This is a genomic window from Arthrobacter sp. U41, assembly GCF_007679325.1.
Classification (GTDB): domain Bacteria; phylum Actinomycetota; class Actinomycetes; order Actinomycetales; family Micrococcaceae; genus Arthrobacter.
Genome location: NZ_VEGI01000005.1, coordinates 105,532 through 121,748, shown reverse-complemented (window position 1 = coordinate 121,748; position 16,217 = coordinate 105,532). Strand labels below are relative to the sequence as shown.

The 16,217-nt window shown below is 67.5% G+C and carries 11 protein-coding genes; 5 read left to right on the top strand and 6 right to left on the bottom strand.

Annotated elements, in window-relative coordinates; translation table 11 throughout:
- Positions 1 to 24 precede the first annotated feature (24 nt).
- The gene (locus FS787_RS14870) at positions 25 to 3,648 is read left to right on the top strand and encodes a S41 family peptidase (protein ID WP_144673526.1); all 3,624 of its coding nucleotides are present in this window, start codon (positions 25 to 27) and stop codon (positions 3,646 to 3,648) included.
- 95 nt (positions 3,649 to 3,743) lie between these two features.
- Here the strand turns inward: FS787_RS14870 and FS787_RS14865 are convergent, their stop codons facing one another.
- The 5 genes from FS787_RS14865 to FS787_RS14845 all read right to left on the bottom strand — a co-directional run bounded on the left by FS787_RS14865 (position 3,744) and on the right by FS787_RS14845 (position 9,957).
- Positions 3,744 to 4,172 (bottom strand): OsmC family protein, encoded by a 429-nt coding sequence (locus tag FS787_RS14865; RefSeq protein WP_144673524.1) that lies wholly within the window; start codon positions 4,170 to 4,172, stop codon positions 3,744 to 3,746.
- A 208-nt stretch (positions 4,173 to 4,380) separates the two neighbouring features.
- On the bottom strand, positions 4,381 to 4,731 hold the full coding sequence (locus FS787_RS14860) for a hypothetical protein (RefSeq protein WP_144673521.1): 351 nt from the start codon (positions 4,729 to 4,731) through the stop codon (positions 4,381 to 4,383).
- Positions 4,732 to 4,892: 161 nt separating this feature from the next.
- Positions 4,893 to 6,668, bottom strand: coding sequence for a 2-oxoglutarate dehydrogenase, E2 component, dihydrolipoamide succinyltransferase (gene sucB / locus FS787_RS14855; RefSeq protein ID WP_144673519.1), 1,776 nt, complete (start codon positions 6,666 to 6,668; stop codon positions 4,893 to 4,895).
- A 126-nt stretch (positions 6,669 to 6,794) separates the two neighbouring features.
- Positions 6,795 to 8,180 (bottom strand): dihydrolipoyl dehydrogenase, encoded by a 1,386-nt coding sequence (gene lpdA, locus FS787_RS14850; protein WP_144673517.1) that lies wholly within the window; start codon positions 8,178 to 8,180, stop codon positions 6,795 to 6,797.
- Between the two features lie 250 nt (positions 8,181 to 8,430).
- Entirely contained in the window at positions 8,431 to 9,957 is a 1,527-nt protein-coding gene (locus FS787_RS14845) for a leucyl aminopeptidase (protein ID WP_144673515.1), read from the bottom strand.
- Between the two features lie 307 nt (positions 9,958 to 10,264).
- Here FS787_RS14845 and FS787_RS14840 point away from each other — a divergent pair, with 307 nt between their 5' ends.
- From FS787_RS14840 to FS787_RS14825, 4 genes are all read left to right on the top strand, one after another.
- Complete coding sequence (locus tag FS787_RS14840) at positions 10,265 to 11,203, top strand: proteasome assembly chaperone family protein (protein ID WP_144673513.1); 939 nt, start codon at positions 10,265 to 10,267, stop codon at positions 11,201 to 11,203.
- A gap of 37 nt (positions 11,204 to 11,240) precedes the next feature.
- On the top strand, positions 11,241 to 12,572 hold the full coding sequence (locus FS787_RS14835) for a nitrate/nitrite transporter (RefSeq protein ID WP_144673511.1): 1,332 nt from the start codon (positions 11,241 to 11,243) through the stop codon (positions 12,570 to 12,572).
- A 184-nt stretch (positions 12,573 to 12,756) separates the two neighbouring features.
- Complete coding sequence (locus tag FS787_RS14830; protein WP_144673509.1) at positions 12,757 to 14,028, top strand: DUF4192 family protein; 1,272 nt, start codon at positions 12,757 to 12,759, stop codon at positions 14,026 to 14,028.
- Positions 14,029 to 14,370: 342 nt separating this feature from the next.
- Complete coding sequence (locus FS787_RS14825) at positions 14,371 to 15,708, top strand: RNA polymerase sigma factor (protein ID WP_144673507.1); 1,338 nt, start codon at positions 14,371 to 14,373, stop codon at positions 15,706 to 15,708.
- A gap of 166 nt (positions 15,709 to 15,874) precedes the next feature.
- Here the strand turns inward: FS787_RS14825 and FS787_RS14820 are convergent, their stop codons facing one another.
- Positions 15,875 to 16,096 (bottom strand): hypothetical protein, encoded by a 222-nt coding sequence (locus FS787_RS14820; protein ID WP_082492737.1) that lies wholly within the window; start codon positions 16,094 to 16,096, stop codon positions 15,875 to 15,877.
- Between the last annotated feature and the right edge of the window lie 121 nt (positions 16,097 to 16,217).

Below are 16,217 nucleotides of genomic sequence, written 5' to 3'. Positions count from 1 at the left end.
GCCGGTCTTGACTATGATCGTACGATGACTTCTTCGAGTTACCTCCGTTTCCCGCATCTGCACGGCGATCTGGTCACTTTCGTGGCCGAGGACGACGTCTGGATCGCGCCCCTCGGCGGGGGCCGCGCCTGGCGCGTGTCCGCGCTGCAGCTGCCCGCCCGCAACCCCCGCTTCACCCCGGACGGCAAACAGCTGGTGTGGACGGTGGTTCAAGGCACGGCACCGGAGGTTGTCACCGCGGACGTGGACGGCGGCGGCTACCGCCAGCTGAGCTACTTCGGCCACGCCACCACCAGGGTCAAGGGTTTCACCCCCGACGGCGACGTCCTGGTCACGAGCGCCTTCCGCCAGGCTGACAGCCGCCTCACCCACGCCTACAGCCTGCCCCTCGCGGGCGGCTGGGCCACCGAGCTTCCGCTGGGCCCGGTGGAATCCGTCGCGTTCGGACCCGTCATCGGTGACGAACGGCCTGTTGTCCTGGCCAGCGTGCTCTCCCGCGAGCCCGCCTGGTGGAAGCGCTACCGGGGCGGCGCCGCCGGCAAGCTCTGGATCGATGGCGACGGAAACGGTGAGTTCGAACGCCTCGCCGCCGGGCTGGACGGAAACCTGACCGACCCAATGTGGGTTAACGGACGGATCGCTTTCCTCTCCGACCATGAGGGCTACGGGAACCTTTATTCCGTGTTGCCCAACGGCTCCGACCTGCGCCGCCACACGGACCACGAGGACTTCTACGTCCGCCACGCCGCCACCGACGGCCAGCGCGTTGTCTTCGAATCGGCCGGCGAGCTGTGGATGCTGCCGGACCTCGGCTCGGACGCGGTCAAACTCGAGATTTCCCTGGGGTCAGCCTCGCAGGCCCGCCGCGGTGTGCCGCTGAAGCCGGCACGGCACCTGGGCGATGTGGTCCCGGACCGCACGGGCGGCTCCAGCGCAGTGGAAGCCCACGGCACGCTGCACTGGCTGCGGCACAAGGACGGCCCCTCGCGGATACTGGAAGCAACACCCGGCGTCCGGGCCCGCCTGCCCCGTCCCTTCGGCGAGGGCAGGATTGCCTACGTCGCCGATCACGACGGCGTGGAGGCCCTGTACCTGAAAGAGATCGCCGGCACCCCGAATTTTGGAAACGAAGGTTCCGGCCGGAAGTCCGCAGACCAGTCCGGTCACCAGTCCGCCGCCCAGTCCGGGGGACAGCAGACCGCTCCGGCGCAGCAGCAAGCCTCCCGGCCGCAGAAGGATTCCGACGCCGGCGCGCCCCTTCCGAGGCCCGTCTCGGCGGCCGCCCTCACCCGGCCCGACGCCGTGGCCGCTGTCCCGGCGGCCAGCGCCGCCGGACCGGACCACCACCCCGCTGACGCCGTCGCCGGCGTCACAGCAGACACCGCCGTCATGGCCGGTCCCGCGGAAGGCACCGCCGGAGCCCGGCAGGCCCAGTCCGGCCAGCCGACCAGAATCGAATTCCCCAAGCCCACCAGGGCCAGCGCCATGGAGGCCAGCCCGGACGGCCACTGGCTCGCCGTTGGCACCGCGTTCGGCGAGATCTACCTCGCGGACACCCGCACCGGCACCATGTCGCTCGTCAGCAGCATCGGCGAGGGTAGCATCGAGGGCTTCAGCTGGTCCCCGGACTCGGCCTGGCTGGGCTGGTCCGAGCCGGTCACCTCCTTCGGTTCCCGCAGCCGGCTGCGCATGACCAGGGCGGACGACGCCGGCACGGCAGCGGACGGGAAGCGGACCATCGTGGAGGTCACCGACGGACGCTTCCGCGACGAAGCGCCGTCGTTCACCCCCGACGGAAAGTTCCTCGCGTTCCTCTCCAACCGCAGCTTCGATCCTGTGTACGACGGACACTCGTTCGACTTGTCCTTCCCGAGCCCGATCAAGCCCTACCTTGTGGCCCTCGCCGCGGACACCCCCTCGCCCTTCGGTCCGAGCATCGACCTGCCGGCCGCCCCGCAGGAGGACCCGCAGGTAGAAACTGACGACGCGCCGGCAGGAACGTCCGGCCCGGATCACGTTCCCGCGATCCGGGTCGACGCTGACGGCCTGGCGCACCGCGTCATCAGCGTGCCCGTGCCGCAGGGAAACTACTCCGCCCTTACTGCCACAGCCGGGGCACTTCTCTGGGTCGACAGCGAACTCTCCGGCGTCACCGGCGAGGGCCGCGCCAGCCTTGAGGACAAGAACGCGGCGCCCTGCCTCGTCCGCTTCGACCTGGCCAAGCGGAAGACCAGCACCATCGTGGACGCCCTGGACAGCTACCGTCTCTCCGGCGACGGCGAAAAGGTGGTGGTCCTGCAGGACAAGCAGATCCGCGTCTCACCCGCCAACGCCAAAGCCGACGAGGAGTCCGGGCAGCTGGTCAAGGTGGACCTCAGCCGCATTCGCGTGCAGCTCGACCCGCTCAGCGTCTGGGGCCAGGCCTTCGATGAAGCCTGGCGGCTCCAGCGCGACTTCTTCTGGACGGAAGACATGGCCGGGCAGGACTGGGATTCGGTGCACGCCCGGTACCGCCCGATCGTGGACCGCCTCGGCTCGCACGACGACCTTGTGGACCTGCTCTGGGAGCTCCACGGCGAACTGGGCACCTCGCACGCCTACGTCCGTCCCGCCGCCGTGACCGAGAACGGCAGCAACGGCCAGGGCCGTCTCGGCGCCGACCTCGTCTTCACTGGCGAGGGCTGGGAGATCACCCGGATCCTGGCCGGGGAGTCCTCCGACCCGCTCGCCACGTCTCCGCTGACCCGGCCGGGCGCCGACGCCAAACCCGGCGACGTGCTGCTGGCGATCGACGGCGTCGAGCTCACCGAAGCGCGTACTCCCGCCATGCAGCTGGTAGGCGCCGCGGGCCGCGCCGTCGAACTCACCCTGCGCAACGGCGCCGGGCACCCGGGCCAGGCCGGGAAACAGCGGCGCATCGCCGTCGTCCCGGTCAAGGACGAGGAGCGGCTGAGGTACCAGGAATGGGTGGCGGCGAACCGCCGGACCGTCCGGCAGGCCTCGCAGGGGACGTTCGGTTACCTGCACATCCCCGACATGATGGCCAACGGCTGGGCGCAGCTGCACCGCGACCTTGACACCGAAACGGCGCTCGACGGGCTGATCGTGGACGTCCGCCGCAACCGGGGAGGGCACACCTCGCAGCTCGTCGCGGAACTCATCGGGCGCAAGGTCACCGGCTGGAGCATGCCGCGCGGGGAACGGCCGCGGACGTACCCGCATCACGCACCGCGCGGTCCCGTCATCATCCTGACCGACGAATTCGCCGGCTCCGACGGCGACATCATCACCCAGGTTTCCAAGCTGCGGGGGATCGGCCCCGTCATCGGCACCAGGACCTGGGGCGGTGTGGTCGGCATCGACAACCGCTTCGCCCTGGCCGACGGGACCGGCGTCACCCAGCCGCGGTACGCCACCTGGTTCTCCGGCGGTGTGGGGTGGGGTGTCGAGAACTTCGGCGTCGCCCCGGACATCGAAGTGACGTTCCCGCCGCACGCCTATGCCGCCGGCATGGACCCGCAGCTGGAGTACGGCATCGGAGCGCTGAAGGAAATGATCCAGGAGCTGCCCACCGACAGGCCGCCGCTGCGCGAGGGCTACCGCCTGGTGCGGCCCGCCCCGCTGCCGGCCCGCCGGCCGGTAAACTAGCCGCGGCGTCCGCCGGGGCGCCACCGCCAACGGCGAAGGCCCCCGTTCCCTGACACATCAGGGAACGGGGGCCTTCGCCGTTGGCGCGTCAAACGCTAGGAGGCCAGGGTGGCGTCCAAGGTGATCTTGAGGCCGGTGAGGGCGCCCGAGACGGGGCAGCCCACCTTGGCTTCCTCGGCGATCCGCTGGAAGTCCTCTTCCGAGATTCCGGGGATCCGCGCGCTGACGGTCAGGTGGCTGTCCGTGATGCCGGTGCCGGGCACGAAGGTGACGTCCGCCTTGGTGTTGACTTCCTCCGGGGTGTGGCCGGCCTGCGCGAGGGCATGGCTGAAGGCCATAGAGAAGCACGCCGAGTGCGCTGCGGCGATGAGCTCTTCGGGGCTGGTCTTGCCCTCGGAAGCCTCGGTGCGCGCCTTCCAGGTGACATCGAAGTTGCCCAGGCCGGAGCTGTCCAGCGTGGTGTTGCCGGTGCCCGTCATCAGGTCGCCGTTCCATACTGTGTGTGCGGTGCGTGTTGCTGCCATGTCCACTCCTCGTCGTTTGTGAATCACCGTCCGGCGCTGCGCCGGACCATGCCGTGTCCCATCCTAGGGATAAGGCGCCCCCGGCGCACCGGTGTCCGCTCTCGGAGGATTGTGACGACGCTCAGTACGTCGCCGGCCGGGCTCTTTGCGGAACGACGACGGCGACGCACCCCGCGCGGGGTGCGTCGCCGTTGCAGGGTTGCGGGGCCTACTGCCAGAGGGTGGCGATGGCCACGTTGAGCAGGGCCAGGCCGCCCACGGCGTGCGCCAGGCCCTTGCCGACGTCCTCGCCCTTCTTGTACTTGCGGCGGCCCATAAACGCCAGGACCCCCACGGCCACGGCCACGGCCAACTTGATGCCGAGCTTGGCATAGTTGGCGTCCATGTCCAGGGCAGGGATGAGCCCCATCAGGGCGATGCCGGTCAGGAGCTGCAGCATCGCGCCGTCGAACTGGCGGGGGTGGACGGTGGGCTTCTTCATCTGGCCGATCCAGATGCCCACGATCATGGCGGCGCCGACGATGTGCAGGAAGACCACGATGTTATAGACGATATTCATGGCATCAGTCTAGCCAGAAGATTCTACGCGCCGTAGTAAGACCCGCCCGCCCCGGACGAGGGCGTTTCAAGCACAAAAAGGGCGACGGCGGCACGGTGTCCGGTGGTTTCCCACCGGCGCCCGCACCGCCGTCGCCCTAACGTGTTTCGTGGCGCTGGAGGCTACAGCCCGAGGTCTGCTTCGAAGGCGCCTTCCTCCAGGCGTGCCTTCAGCGTCTGCAGGAAGCGGCCTGCATCGGCGCCGTCCACCAGCCGGTGATCGTACGTCAGGGAGAGGTACATCATGGAGCGGATGGCCAGCGAGTCATCGCCGTTCTCATCTGCGACCACAACGGCCCGCTTGACGATCGCGCCGGTGCCAAGGATGGCAACCTGCGGCTGGTTGATGATGGGTGTGTCGAACAGGGCGCCCACGGAGCCGATGTTGGTGATGCTGAAGGTTCCGCCGGAGAGCTCGTCCGGGCCGATCTTGCCGTTGCGGGTACGGTCCGCGACGTCGGCGATCTTGCCGGCCAAGCCGGCGAGGTTCAGGTTGCCGGCGTCGGCAATGACCGGAACCAGCAGGCCCTTGTCCGTGTCCACCGCAATCGCCAGGTGCTCGGCGTTGTGGTAGGTGATCTCCTGCTTGTCCTCGTCGTAGGAGGCGTTGACCTTCGGGTGCTGCTTCAGGGCCTCGGCAACAGCCTTGGCGATGAACGGCAGGAAGGTCAGCTTGGAGCCGTTCTGGGCCTGGAAGGAGTTCTTCGCCTTGGCGCGCAGCTTGGCGACCTTGGTCATGTCCACCTCGTGCACCTGGGTCAGCTGGGTGGAGATGTCCAGCGACTCGCGCATGCGGCGGGCGATGACCTGGCGGATCCGCGGGGCCTTCTGCACGGTGCCGCGCAGCGAGGACTGATCGGCGGACGGACGCGCGGCGGGGGCGGCGGAAGCTGCCGGTGCAGCCGCCGCGGGAGCCGGGGCTGCCTTGGCTTCTGCTGCTGCCATCACGTCCTGCTTGCGGATGCGGCCGCCGACGCCGGTGCCGGTCAGGGAGGAGATGTCCACACCCTGCTGGTTGGCGAGCTTGCGGACCAGCGGGGTGACGTAGCCGGACTCCGCAGCAGAGGCTGCCGGAGCCTCTTCCTGGGCCGGGGCTGCGGGAGCGGCGGGGGCTGCTTCCTTGGGAGCTTCCTGCTTCGGTGCTTCAGCGGGAGCGGCTTCCTGCTTGGGAGCCTCTTCCTTCGGCGCTGCTGCCTCTTTCGGTGCTGCCGCTTCTTTCGGAGCTTCCGGGGAAGGTGCCGCGGCGGGAGCGGCGGCGCCGGAGCCGATCACGGCCAGGACGGAACCGACCTCGGCCGTTTCGTCCTCGGCAACGCGGATTTCCTGCAGGGTGCCGGCAACCGGGGACGGGATCTCGGTGTCGACTTTGTCGGTGGAGACCTCGAGCAGCGGCTCGTCGACCTCGACGGTGTCGCCGATGCTCTTGAGCCAGCGGGTGACGGTTCCTTCGGTGACGCTCTCGCCCAGGGCGGGGAGCGTGACTTCGTGGCCGTCGCCGGCGGGAGCGGCAGCTTCGGCGGCCGGTGCTTCGGCGGCGGGTGCTTCGGCGGCGGGTGCCTCGGTTTCGGCGGGTGCCTCGGCCGCCGGTGCTTCCGCGGGTGCTTCAGCTTCGGCGGGTGCTTCCTCGGCCGGGGCGGCTTCGCCCGAGCCGGCGGAACCGGAGCCGTCGCCGATGCGCACGAGCGGTGCGCCAACTTCAGCGGTCTCGTCTTCGGCCACGAGGATTTCCTCGATCACGCCGGCGATCGGAGAGGGGATCTCGGTGTCGACTTTGTCGGTGGAAACCTCGAGCAGCGGCTCGTCCACCTCTACCCGGTCACCTACCTGCTTGAGCCAGCGGGTGACGGTTCCTTCGGTGACACTCTCACCGAGGGCGGGCAAGTTAACGGATTCAGACATGTCGTCCCCGTTCTCCTTATTGATCTTTGGTGCGGATGATTGCTGCCTTGGTCGAGCTTAGTGCACCCGGCCTTTTGGGCCGGGTGCACTACGCCCTGTGGTCTTGCGGTGGTGCTGGCGGAACTGCTAGCCGTGAAGGGGCTTGCCGGCCAGGGCCAGGTGGGCCTCGCCGAGCGACTCGTTCTGCGTCGGGTGGGCGTGGACCAGCTGGGCCACGTCCTCCGGGTATGCTTCCCAGTTCACGATCAGCTGGGCTTCACCGACCTGTTCGCCCATGCGGGCGCCGATCATGTGGACGCCGACGACGGGGCCGTCCTTCTGGCGGACCAGCTTGACCAGGCCGCTGGTGCCCAGGATGGAGCTCTTGCCGTTGCCGGCGAGGTTGTATTCCTGGGTCTGGATCTGGTCGTCGCCGAACTTGGCTTTGGCGGCCTTCTCCGTGTAGCCGACCGTAGCGATTTCGGGTTCGGAGTAGGTGACCTTGGGGATGTTGACGTCCTCGACGACAACGGGCTTGAGGCCGGCGATTTCCTCGGCGACGAAGATGCCCTGCTGGTAGCCGCGGTGCGCCAGCTGGATGCCCGGGACGATGTCGCCCACGGCGTAGACGTTGCCGACGCCGGTGTGCAGGCGCTCGTTCGTGATGACGAACCCGCGGTCAATGGTCAGGCCGGCCTCTTCGTAGCCGAGGTTGGCCGTAACCGGGCCGCGGCCGACGGCGACGAGCATCAGGTCGGCTTCGAAGGTCTTGCCGTCCACGAGGGTGACCTTGACGCCGTCGTTGTTCTGCTCGACGCCCTGGAAGAAGGTGCCGGTGGAGAACTTGATGCCGCGCTTCTTGAAGGCACGCTCAAAAGCCTTGACGATGGTGGCGTCCTCGTTCGGGACCAGCGACGGCAGGCCCTCGATGACGGTGACGTCGACGCCGAAGGACTTCCACACGGAGGCGAACTCGACGCCGATCACGCCGCCGCCAAGGATGATGGCGCTCTTGGGGATGAAATCCATGGTGAGGGCTTCATCGGAGGTGATGACCTTGCCGCCGATTTCCAAGCCCGGCAGCGTGCGCGAGTAAGAACCGGTCGCGAGGACAATGTTCTTGCCCTTGTAGGCGGTGCCGTTCACGACGATGGTGTCGGTGCCCTGGAGCTTGCCTTCACCCTCGATGACGGTGATGCCCTTTTTGCCCTTGATGAGGCCCTGCAGGCCCTTGAACTTGCCGGCAATGATGCCGTCTTTGTAGGCGTTGACAGCGGTGATGTCGATGCTGTCGAGGGTGACGTTGACGCCGTACTTCGCCGAGTCACGGGCGTGGTCGGCCAGTTCTGCGGAGTGCAGGAGGGCCTTGGTGGGGATACAGCCGTTGTGCAGGCAGGTGCCGCCGAGCTTGCCCTTTTCGATGAGGCCGACGGTGAGGCCGAGCTGAACGGCACGCAGGGCAGTGGCGTAGCCGCCGCTGCCGCCGCCGAGTACCAGGATGTCGAATTCTTGCGCAGTTGCCTGATCGGCCACTAAAACGCTCCCTCGCGTGAACGATGACACGAGAGTACGCATCATCTGGTCTTGGAACTTCCCTGCCGTGATTATGCCAGCAGGGGAGTTCCCTTTCATTTGTGACTACCGGTGTTCACCTTAGCGAACCACTAATACATGCTCCACCTTGCCGTGGCGTTTGTGGAGCGCTTGTGTCCAGTGTCACGCGCCTTTGTGGCCGGGGGATCAGCCCCGGCCACAAAGGGCGTTGACGGCCGGAAGTTCGCCTTTAGGCGGTTTTGGCCAGGATGTCCTCGACGTAGGCCACCAGCGTGCGCACCGTGCAGCCGGTGCCCTGCTTGTGGTTGTAGCCGTAGGGGCTGCCGTTGTTGAAGGACGGGCCAGCGATGTCGATGTGCGCCCAGGGGATCTGCTCGCCGTCCTTGCCCTTGCCGACGAATTCGCGCAGGAAGACGGCGGCCGTCATCATGCCGCCGTGGCGTTCGCCGATGTTGGCGATATCCGCGACCTGCGAGTCGAGGCTGGGGCGCAGCTCCTCTGGAAGCGGCATCGGCCAGACCAGCTCGCCGGCGCGGTCCGCGGCGGCCTTGAGCGGGCCGGTGACGGAGTCGGAGCCCATCACGCCGGCGGTCCGGTCGCCCAGGGCGATCAGCTGAGCGCCGGTGAGGGTTGCAACGTCGATGATGGCGTCCGGGTATTCCTGGCTCGCGGCGACGATGCCGTCGGCCATGACCAGCCGGCCCTCGGCGTCGGTGTTCAGTACCTCGACGGTCTTGCCGCCGAAGATGGTCATCACGTCGGCGGGACGCTGGGCCGCGCCGGAGGGCATGTTCTCGGCGATGCACAGCCAGGCGGTCGCCTTGACGGGCAGGCCCAGGCCGGCGAGGGCCAGTACGGTGTTGAGGACGACGGCGGCGCCCGCCATGTCCGACTTCATGTCGCCCATGCCCAGGTGCGGCTTGAGCGAAATGCCACCGGTGTCGAAGGTGATGCCCTTGCCCACGAGCGCGATCTTGGCGGTGGCCCGCGCGGGGGAGTATTCCACCTTGACCAGGCGCGGCTGCCGGGTGGATCCCTTGCCGACGCCGAGGATGCCGCCGAAACCTTCCTTTTCAAGCCGCTTCTCGTCCCAGACGGTCACCTTCACGGGCAGGCCCTTGGACAGTTCCTTGGCCGCTTCCGCGAAGGATTCGGGGTAGAGGTGGCTCGGCGGCTGGTTAACCAGCGTGCGGGTCGCGTTCACGGCCTTGCCGATCAGGGCGGCGCGGTCCAGGACCGTTTTGAGGCCCTTGTCGGCGGCAAAGTCCGTGGCGATCACGACATTCTTCACCGGTTCCTTGAGGCCGTCCTTGGAGGAGCGGTACTCAGTGAAGGAGTACGCGCCCATCGCGGCACCCTCGGCGACCGCGGCGACATCGCCCAGTGACGACGTCGGGAGGGCCAGGGCGACGGTGCTGACGCCGGCCAGCTGGCGGACGGCCGAGCCGGCCGCGCGGCGGAGGGCCTCTTCGGTGATCGGCTGCGTTGCGGAGACCTTGCCGACGCCGGCGAGCACCAGGACCTTCGCACCGGCTTCGGCCAGGCCCGGGAGGCGGTGGGCCTGGTCGGCTGCGCCGGTGATGCCAAGAACACTGAGTGATTCCGCGAGGGCCTCGGCGGCCTTGGCCGTCAGGGGGTTGCTGAGCAGGACGGGTCCGTCCGTGCCCTGCCCCACGCCGATGACGAGGGCGTCGCTGGGGGACTTCTTCAGGTCCCCGGCGATTGCACTGAGTTTCACTTCGGTATTCTTGACCACGAGGACAGTCCTCAATTCTCTGAGTTTTTGCGGCAGGAACTGCATGTTCGGCGCCCTGCCATGGAACCTAAGCCATTGTCGGATTGAGACGGGACCATTTGGGACAAAAACATGGTGTCTTCAAGCCGTCATAAGGCCAGCTCCGATCGTAGTCTCTTCCCGGCACGGGTGTTCAATTGAATGAGAGCTGGAGCACACCCTGATCAGGAATGCGCCCGCACAGCAGCGTGTTGTAAGGAGTAACAGCGCCGCCGCCCGCAGGGGCCTTTCCGGCCGCTCCCACTGACTACGACGAAAGGAACATGCCGTGATTGAACGGATTTCCGGCTCCTTGCTGGACCCCGAATCGCTTTACCTGCGTGATGACGCGCTGTTCCACAGCCCCGAACTGCGCGGACTGAACCTCGTCATGGGATTTACCGGGTTTGCCGATGCGGGCCACGTCGTCAAGCAGATCACCGCCGAGCTGCTGGACACCCTGGATGCCGAGATGGTGGCCGAGTTCGACGCCGACCAGTTGATGGACTACCGGACCCGGCGCCCGCAGATCAGTTTCGTCGAGGACCACCTGCAGGACTATCAGGCACCGAAGCTGGCCCTGTACCGGCTGGTTGACGGGCTTGGCAGCCCGTTCCTGCTCCTGGCCGGATTCGAACCGGACCTGCAGTGGGAGCGGTTCGCGCGCGCCGTCGTCGGGATCGTCGAGGAACTGGACGTCAACCTCGTCACGTGGATCCATTCGATCCCCATGCCCGTGCCGCACACCCGTCCGGTGGGCGTGACGGTGCACGGCAACCGGCCGGAGCTCATCGAGGGCATTTCAGTCTGGCGGCCCACCGTTGAGGTTCCCGCCGCCGTCGGGCACATTCTTGAGTTGCGGCTGACGGAAGCCGGGCGCAACGTCGCCGGCTATGTTGTGCATGTTCCGCATTACCTGGCCGAGGCCGAATACCCCACGGCCGCCGTCGCCGGGCTGGAATACCTTGGGGCGGCCACTTCGCTGATGCTGCCCACCGACCGGCTCCGCGAAGCCGGCCGGGACGTCGGACGCCAGATCGCCGAACAGATTGATGCGTCGGAGGACGTGCAGCAGGTGGTCTCGCGGCTCGAAACCCGGTACGACGAGAACGCCGAAGGAACCGTCCGGCGTTCCCTGCTCGCCGACGAGAACGATCAGCTGCCCAACGCCGATGCCCTCGGCGCCGCCGTTGAGGCCTACCTCGCCCGTAAAGAACCCGGCGAATAAATACTATTTTCTTGGACCCGCTGGGCATAATAGGGGAGTGACTGCACCGCGCGCCTGGCTGATCTGGATCATCGGGGTCTTCGCGTACCTCGTGGCGGTCAGCCAGCGCACGTCCTTCGGCGTCGTGGGACTCGAAGCCACGGAACGCTTCCAGGCCAGTGCGGCCGAAATCTCCTTCTTCACCGTGCTCCAGCTGCTCGTCTACGCCGTCCTGCAGATTCCGGTCGGCATCCTTGTGGACCGCTTCGGTTCCCGGGCCATGATCGCCGGCGGCGCCCTGCTGATGGGGCTGGGACAGCTCCAGCTGGCGTTCGCCGAGAACATCCCCGGCGGTGTGCTGGGCCGTGTGCTGGTGGGCGCCGGGGACGCAATGACCTTCATCTCCGTCATCCGGCTGCTGCCCATCTGGTTCGCCCCCGCCCGGGTCCCGCTGCTCACCCAGCTGACCGGCATGTCCGGCCAGCTGGGCCAGCTCTTCAGTGTGGTGCCGTTCGCCATGATCCTGCACCTCGCCGGCTGGACCACCGCCTTCCTGACGCTGGCGGGCATGTCGGCCCTGGCCCTGGTGCTCGTGCTGGTCCTGCTCCAGGACCACCCGCCGGGGCACCCCGTGCCGGAACCGTCCAGCGGGCTGCGCGCCACCGGGGTCTCGCTGTCCCACGCCTGGCGCCAGCCGGGTACACGGCTGGGCCTGTGGAGCCACTTCACCGTCCAGTTCAGCGGCACCGTTTTCGCGATGACCTGGGGCTACCCGTTCCTGATCTCGGCGCAGGGCCTGGACACGCCCGCGGTGTCGGGGCTGATGACGCTGTACGTGGCTGCCGCCATCGCCGCCGGGCCCCTGATGGGCAGCTTCGTTGCGCGGCACCCGCTGCGCCGGTCCACCATGGTGCTCCTGATCTCCGGCGCCACCGCTGCAGCGTGGGCGGCCGTCCTGCTCATCCCGGGTCGTTCCCCGCTGTGGCTGCTGGCCGGGCTGGTGGTGGTGCTCGCTATCGGCGGCCCCGGTTCCATGATCGGCTTCGACTTCGCCCGCACCTTCAACCCGGCCCACCGGGTCGGGACCGCCACCGGGATCGTCAACGTGGGCGGCTTCATCGCCGCCCTGATGGCCATCTACCTGATCGGACTGGTGCTCGACGTCCTGTACGCCACCGGATTCTCCCGGGGAGAGCTGTACGGGCTCGAACCGTTCCGGATCGCCCTCAGCGTGCAGTTCCTGCTGCTGGGAGGCGGGGCTGCAGCAATCCTTGTCATCCGGCGGAAAGTGCGGCGGCAGATGGCTGCCCAGGGCGTGGTGGTGCCTCCGCTGCTGGCGGCCCTTGCCGAACAGCGCCGGCTCAGCGCGGAGCGGCGCCGGACGCCCTGAGCCCGGGACGCCCTGATTGTGGGGACGTCCTGAGCCTGGGAGGCCCCGATCGCGGGGCAGGGCCCTGTCTCAAGGCGTGGCCCGGAGTGGTTCACCCTGGTATGTCCCCGGTTCTTTCTACTGGTTGTCCACATAGGACAAGCGGCCTCTAACGGGCGCCCGCCGGCCCGGCCAAGCTGGCTCTATGACAGCTCAAGATCACCTGAGAATCACGGGCCCGGAGGACATCCTCGGGTTCATACCGCATTCCCTTGGCTACTGGCCGTCCAGCAGCCTGGTGGCCATGACCATGCAGGGTAAGCGGCTCGGAGCCACGCTGCGGGTGGACCTTCCCGGCGCTGATGTTTCCGGGACGTTTGGTTCTGCCGGATGGGCAGGGTTCGCCCGTACCGTGGCGTCCTACTTGGTGGCCGACAACGAAGCGGACGGCTCACTGCTGGCCTTTTTCACCGACACCGACGCCGGCACCGACACCCACGCGACCGGGGCGCCGTGGACGAAGCTCCTGACGGAACTCGAACAGGCACTGGCCGACGGCTCCCTGCCCGTCCGGGACGCATGGTTCGTCGGCGCCGAGTACTGGCGCAATGCTTACTGCCTCGACCCGTCGTGCTGCGCACCTCCGGGCCGGCCCGTGGAAGAAATCCGGAACAGCCGCCTCAATGCCGAGATGGTTTTTCGTGGCAGTACGGTCGGGGCGGCCCCCGGTGACGGTCTGCTGACGCCGCCGGGGGCGGCGGATCCCACAGTGTTGAGCTCCCAGCGGGACTGGGCGGAGCTCTTCTCGGCCCGAGCCCGGGACAGCGTGCAGTTCGGCCAGGTCCTGGACGTGTGGTCGCGGGTGCTGAACGCCGCCGCGCCGCTGCCGCAACTGCCGGCGCCGCTCACGGGCTACCTCAGGGCAACGCTTTGCGTTCTGCCCTGGCGTGACGCCGTCCTGGTGATGGCTGCCGCCGGGCGCGAGACCGCCAAGCGCGGAGCCGAGGAGTTCGGTGTGTTCGACGACGGCGCACCGGGTGCGGGGGCGCTGGCGCCTGTTCCATTGCCGCCGCTGGACGGATTCCCGCCACGGCGGCCGCGGCCCGGGGGAGCCGCGCGCGGCAGCTCCTTTGTGAAACAACCGCCGCCGGAGGTGGCAGGCTACGGGGAAGTTCTGTTGGGTCTGGCGCCGAGAGTGCCTGACTGGTCCGCAATGGCAAGCCTGGAGCGGATCCTTGAGCAACTTGGTACGGCCGGCGGCGAGGCGGGCGCCGCCGCACTGGCCGGCCGGGGCTGGATTGAATGGTGCCGGGGCAAGGGGTCCTACGCCCACGCGTTGTTTAACCGCGCGGACCAGGAGCACCCGGGCTACCGCCTGGCTGCACTGCTGGACGAGCTCGCAAGCCGCGGGACACTCTGCGGCTGGGCGGGCAGGAGGGAGACTGCCTGGCAGAGGTTCAAGCCGGAGGTGGCCTGACGCAAGCTGTCGTCCGGGGAGGGAGACCCGGTGGGCGGGGCGGGCGGCCCCGGAACGGCCGGTGAGGAGGCGCGGCGCAGGCGGCGCGATATGGCGCTCCCGCGCCGACGATCGGTGTCGATTCAGAAAATCGTGAGACAATGGTTGCCGAGACCCGGTTGGGTCCGTGTATTAAGTGCTCGTACTAGTCCTTGGAAACAGGGAACATTACGGTCGCCCCAGGAGTTCTACTTAGTGGCTCTGCTGGTCGTGATTGCACCTGATGTGAAACACGGACTTGACAGGGTCATAGTGGTGTTGCCCGTATGGTGATTCCACAGACCGCCGCTAGAAAGGTTTTCTGTGACCCCGTCTTCCGCGAAGAAGGAACCCGCCGACCAGGCCGTATTGTCCCCCGAGGAGAAGAAGGCGGCGACGAGCGCCAAGCGCGCTGCCACGCGCGCAGCCAACAAGGCTGTCAAAGACGCTGCCTTGGCCGACGGTGACGGCACCGCATCGGCAGTCGCCAAGCCTGAACCCAAGAAGCGCGGGCCCAAGCCCGGAGCCAAGGCCGCTGCCCAGGCAGCCGGCAAAGCCGCCAATGGCGAGGACGAAGCCGAGGACGACGTCGAGGTTGACCTCGACGACGTTGTGGTGGACGCCGTTGAGATTGGTGAAGACGGCGAGGAGGTCCCGGCCAAGGCTGCCGCCGGCGCGACCGGCTCCGGCTTCGTCTACTCCGACGCCGACGACGATGACGCCCCCGTGCAGCAGGTCATGTCCGCCGGCGCCACCGCGGACCCCGTCAAGGACTACCTGAAGCAGATCGGCAAGGTTGCCCTGCTGAACGCCGAGCAGGAAGTCGACCTCGCCCTGCGTATCGAGGCAGGACTTTTTGCCGAGGAAAAGATCGCCGCCGACGACGGATCCATGGATCCGAAGCTGAAGCGCGAGCTCGAATTCGTCATCCATGACGGCAAGCGCGCCAAGAACCACCTGCTGGAGGCCAACCTCCGCCTTGTGGTGTCACTGGCCAAGCGTTACACCGGCCGTGGCATGCTCTTCCTGGACCTGATCCAGGAAGGCAACCTGGGCCTGATCCGCGCGGTGGAGAAGTTCGACTACACCAAGGGCTTCAAGTTCTCCACCTACGCCACCTGGTGGATCCGCCAGGCAATCACCCGCGCCATGGCCGACCAGGCCCGCACCATCCGCATCCCGGTGCACATGGTGGAAGTCATCAACAAGCTGGCCCGCGTGCAGCGTCAGATGCTGCAGGACCTCGGCCGCGAACCCACGCCGGAAGAGCTGGCCCTGGAACTGGACATGACCCCCGAAAAGGTCGTCGAAGTCCAGAAGTACGGCCGCGAGCCGATCTCCCTGCACACTCCGCTGGGCGAAGACGGCGACTCGGAATTCGGTGACCTCATCGAGGACTCCGAGGCAGTGGTCCCGGCCGACGCGGTGAGCTTCACCCTGCTGCAGGAACAGCTGCACTCGGTGCTGGACACACTCTCCGAGCGGGAAGCCGGTGTGGTCGCGATGCGCTTCGGCCTCACCGACGGACAGCCGAAGACTTTAGACGAAATCGGCAAGGTCTACGGCGTCACGCGTGAGCGCATCCGCCAGATCGAATCCAAGACCATGTCCAAGCTGCGGCACCCGTCGCGGTCCCAGGTCCTCCGGGACTACTTGGACTAGGCACGCACCACACAACGCGGGGTCACCTCCGGCCTATCCTCACCAGGGGAAAGGGCCGGAGACGACCCCGCGTTGTTCGTTAAGCCGCACCGATTGTTCGTTAACGCGGAAAGAGCCCCTCCGGAATCGGAAGGGCTCTTTCTCTCGTGGTCTAAGCGGCCGGACTTTAGTCGACCGGGACCGGCGGCTTCTCGTGAAGACGAGCCGTCTCGTCGTGCCAGTCGGAGCTCAGTGGCCGGAGCGTCGGTTCTACGGCGCGGGCGTGGTGGCCGCAGAAAAGAAGCTCACCTCCGGAGGCGCCGAGAACAACCCGGACATACGCCTGTGCTCCGCAACGATCGCACCGGTCGACGGTGGTGAGTGTGCGGTCCGCAACTGCTGTTGTCATGTTCGGCCTCCTTGGTAGATCGGTATACCTATATAACCAGCATTCGCAGCGAAACCATGGCTGGGATGGCCCACTTTCGCTGTGCGCGTATCACGTCTCGGTAACGGGTTCCGGCGCGTGC

Bases quoted from the DNA above. Each gene is read 5' to 3' on its own strand.
- FS787_RS14870 (WP_144673526.1), top strand. From the start codon at position 25: ATGACTTCTTCGAGTTACCTCCGTTTCCCGCATCTGCACGGCGATCTG.
- sucB (WP_144673519.1), bottom strand. From the start codon at position 6,668: ATGTCTGAATCCGTTAACTTGCCCGCCCTCGGTGAGAGTGTCACCGAA.
- FS787_RS14865 (WP_144673524.1), bottom strand. From the start codon at position 4,172: ATGGCAGCAACACGCACCGCACACACAGTATGGAACGGCGACCTGATG.
- FS787_RS14820 (WP_082492737.1), bottom strand. From the start codon at position 16,096: ATGACAACAGCAGTTGCGGACCGCACACTCACCACCGTCGACCGGTGC.
- FS787_RS14830 (WP_144673509.1), top strand. From the start codon at position 12,757: ATGACAGCTCAAGATCACCTGAGAATCACGGGCCCGGAGGACATCCTC.
- FS787_RS14860 (WP_144673521.1), bottom strand. From the start codon at position 4,731: ATGAATATCGTCTATAACATCGTGGTCTTCCTGCACATCGTCGGCGCC.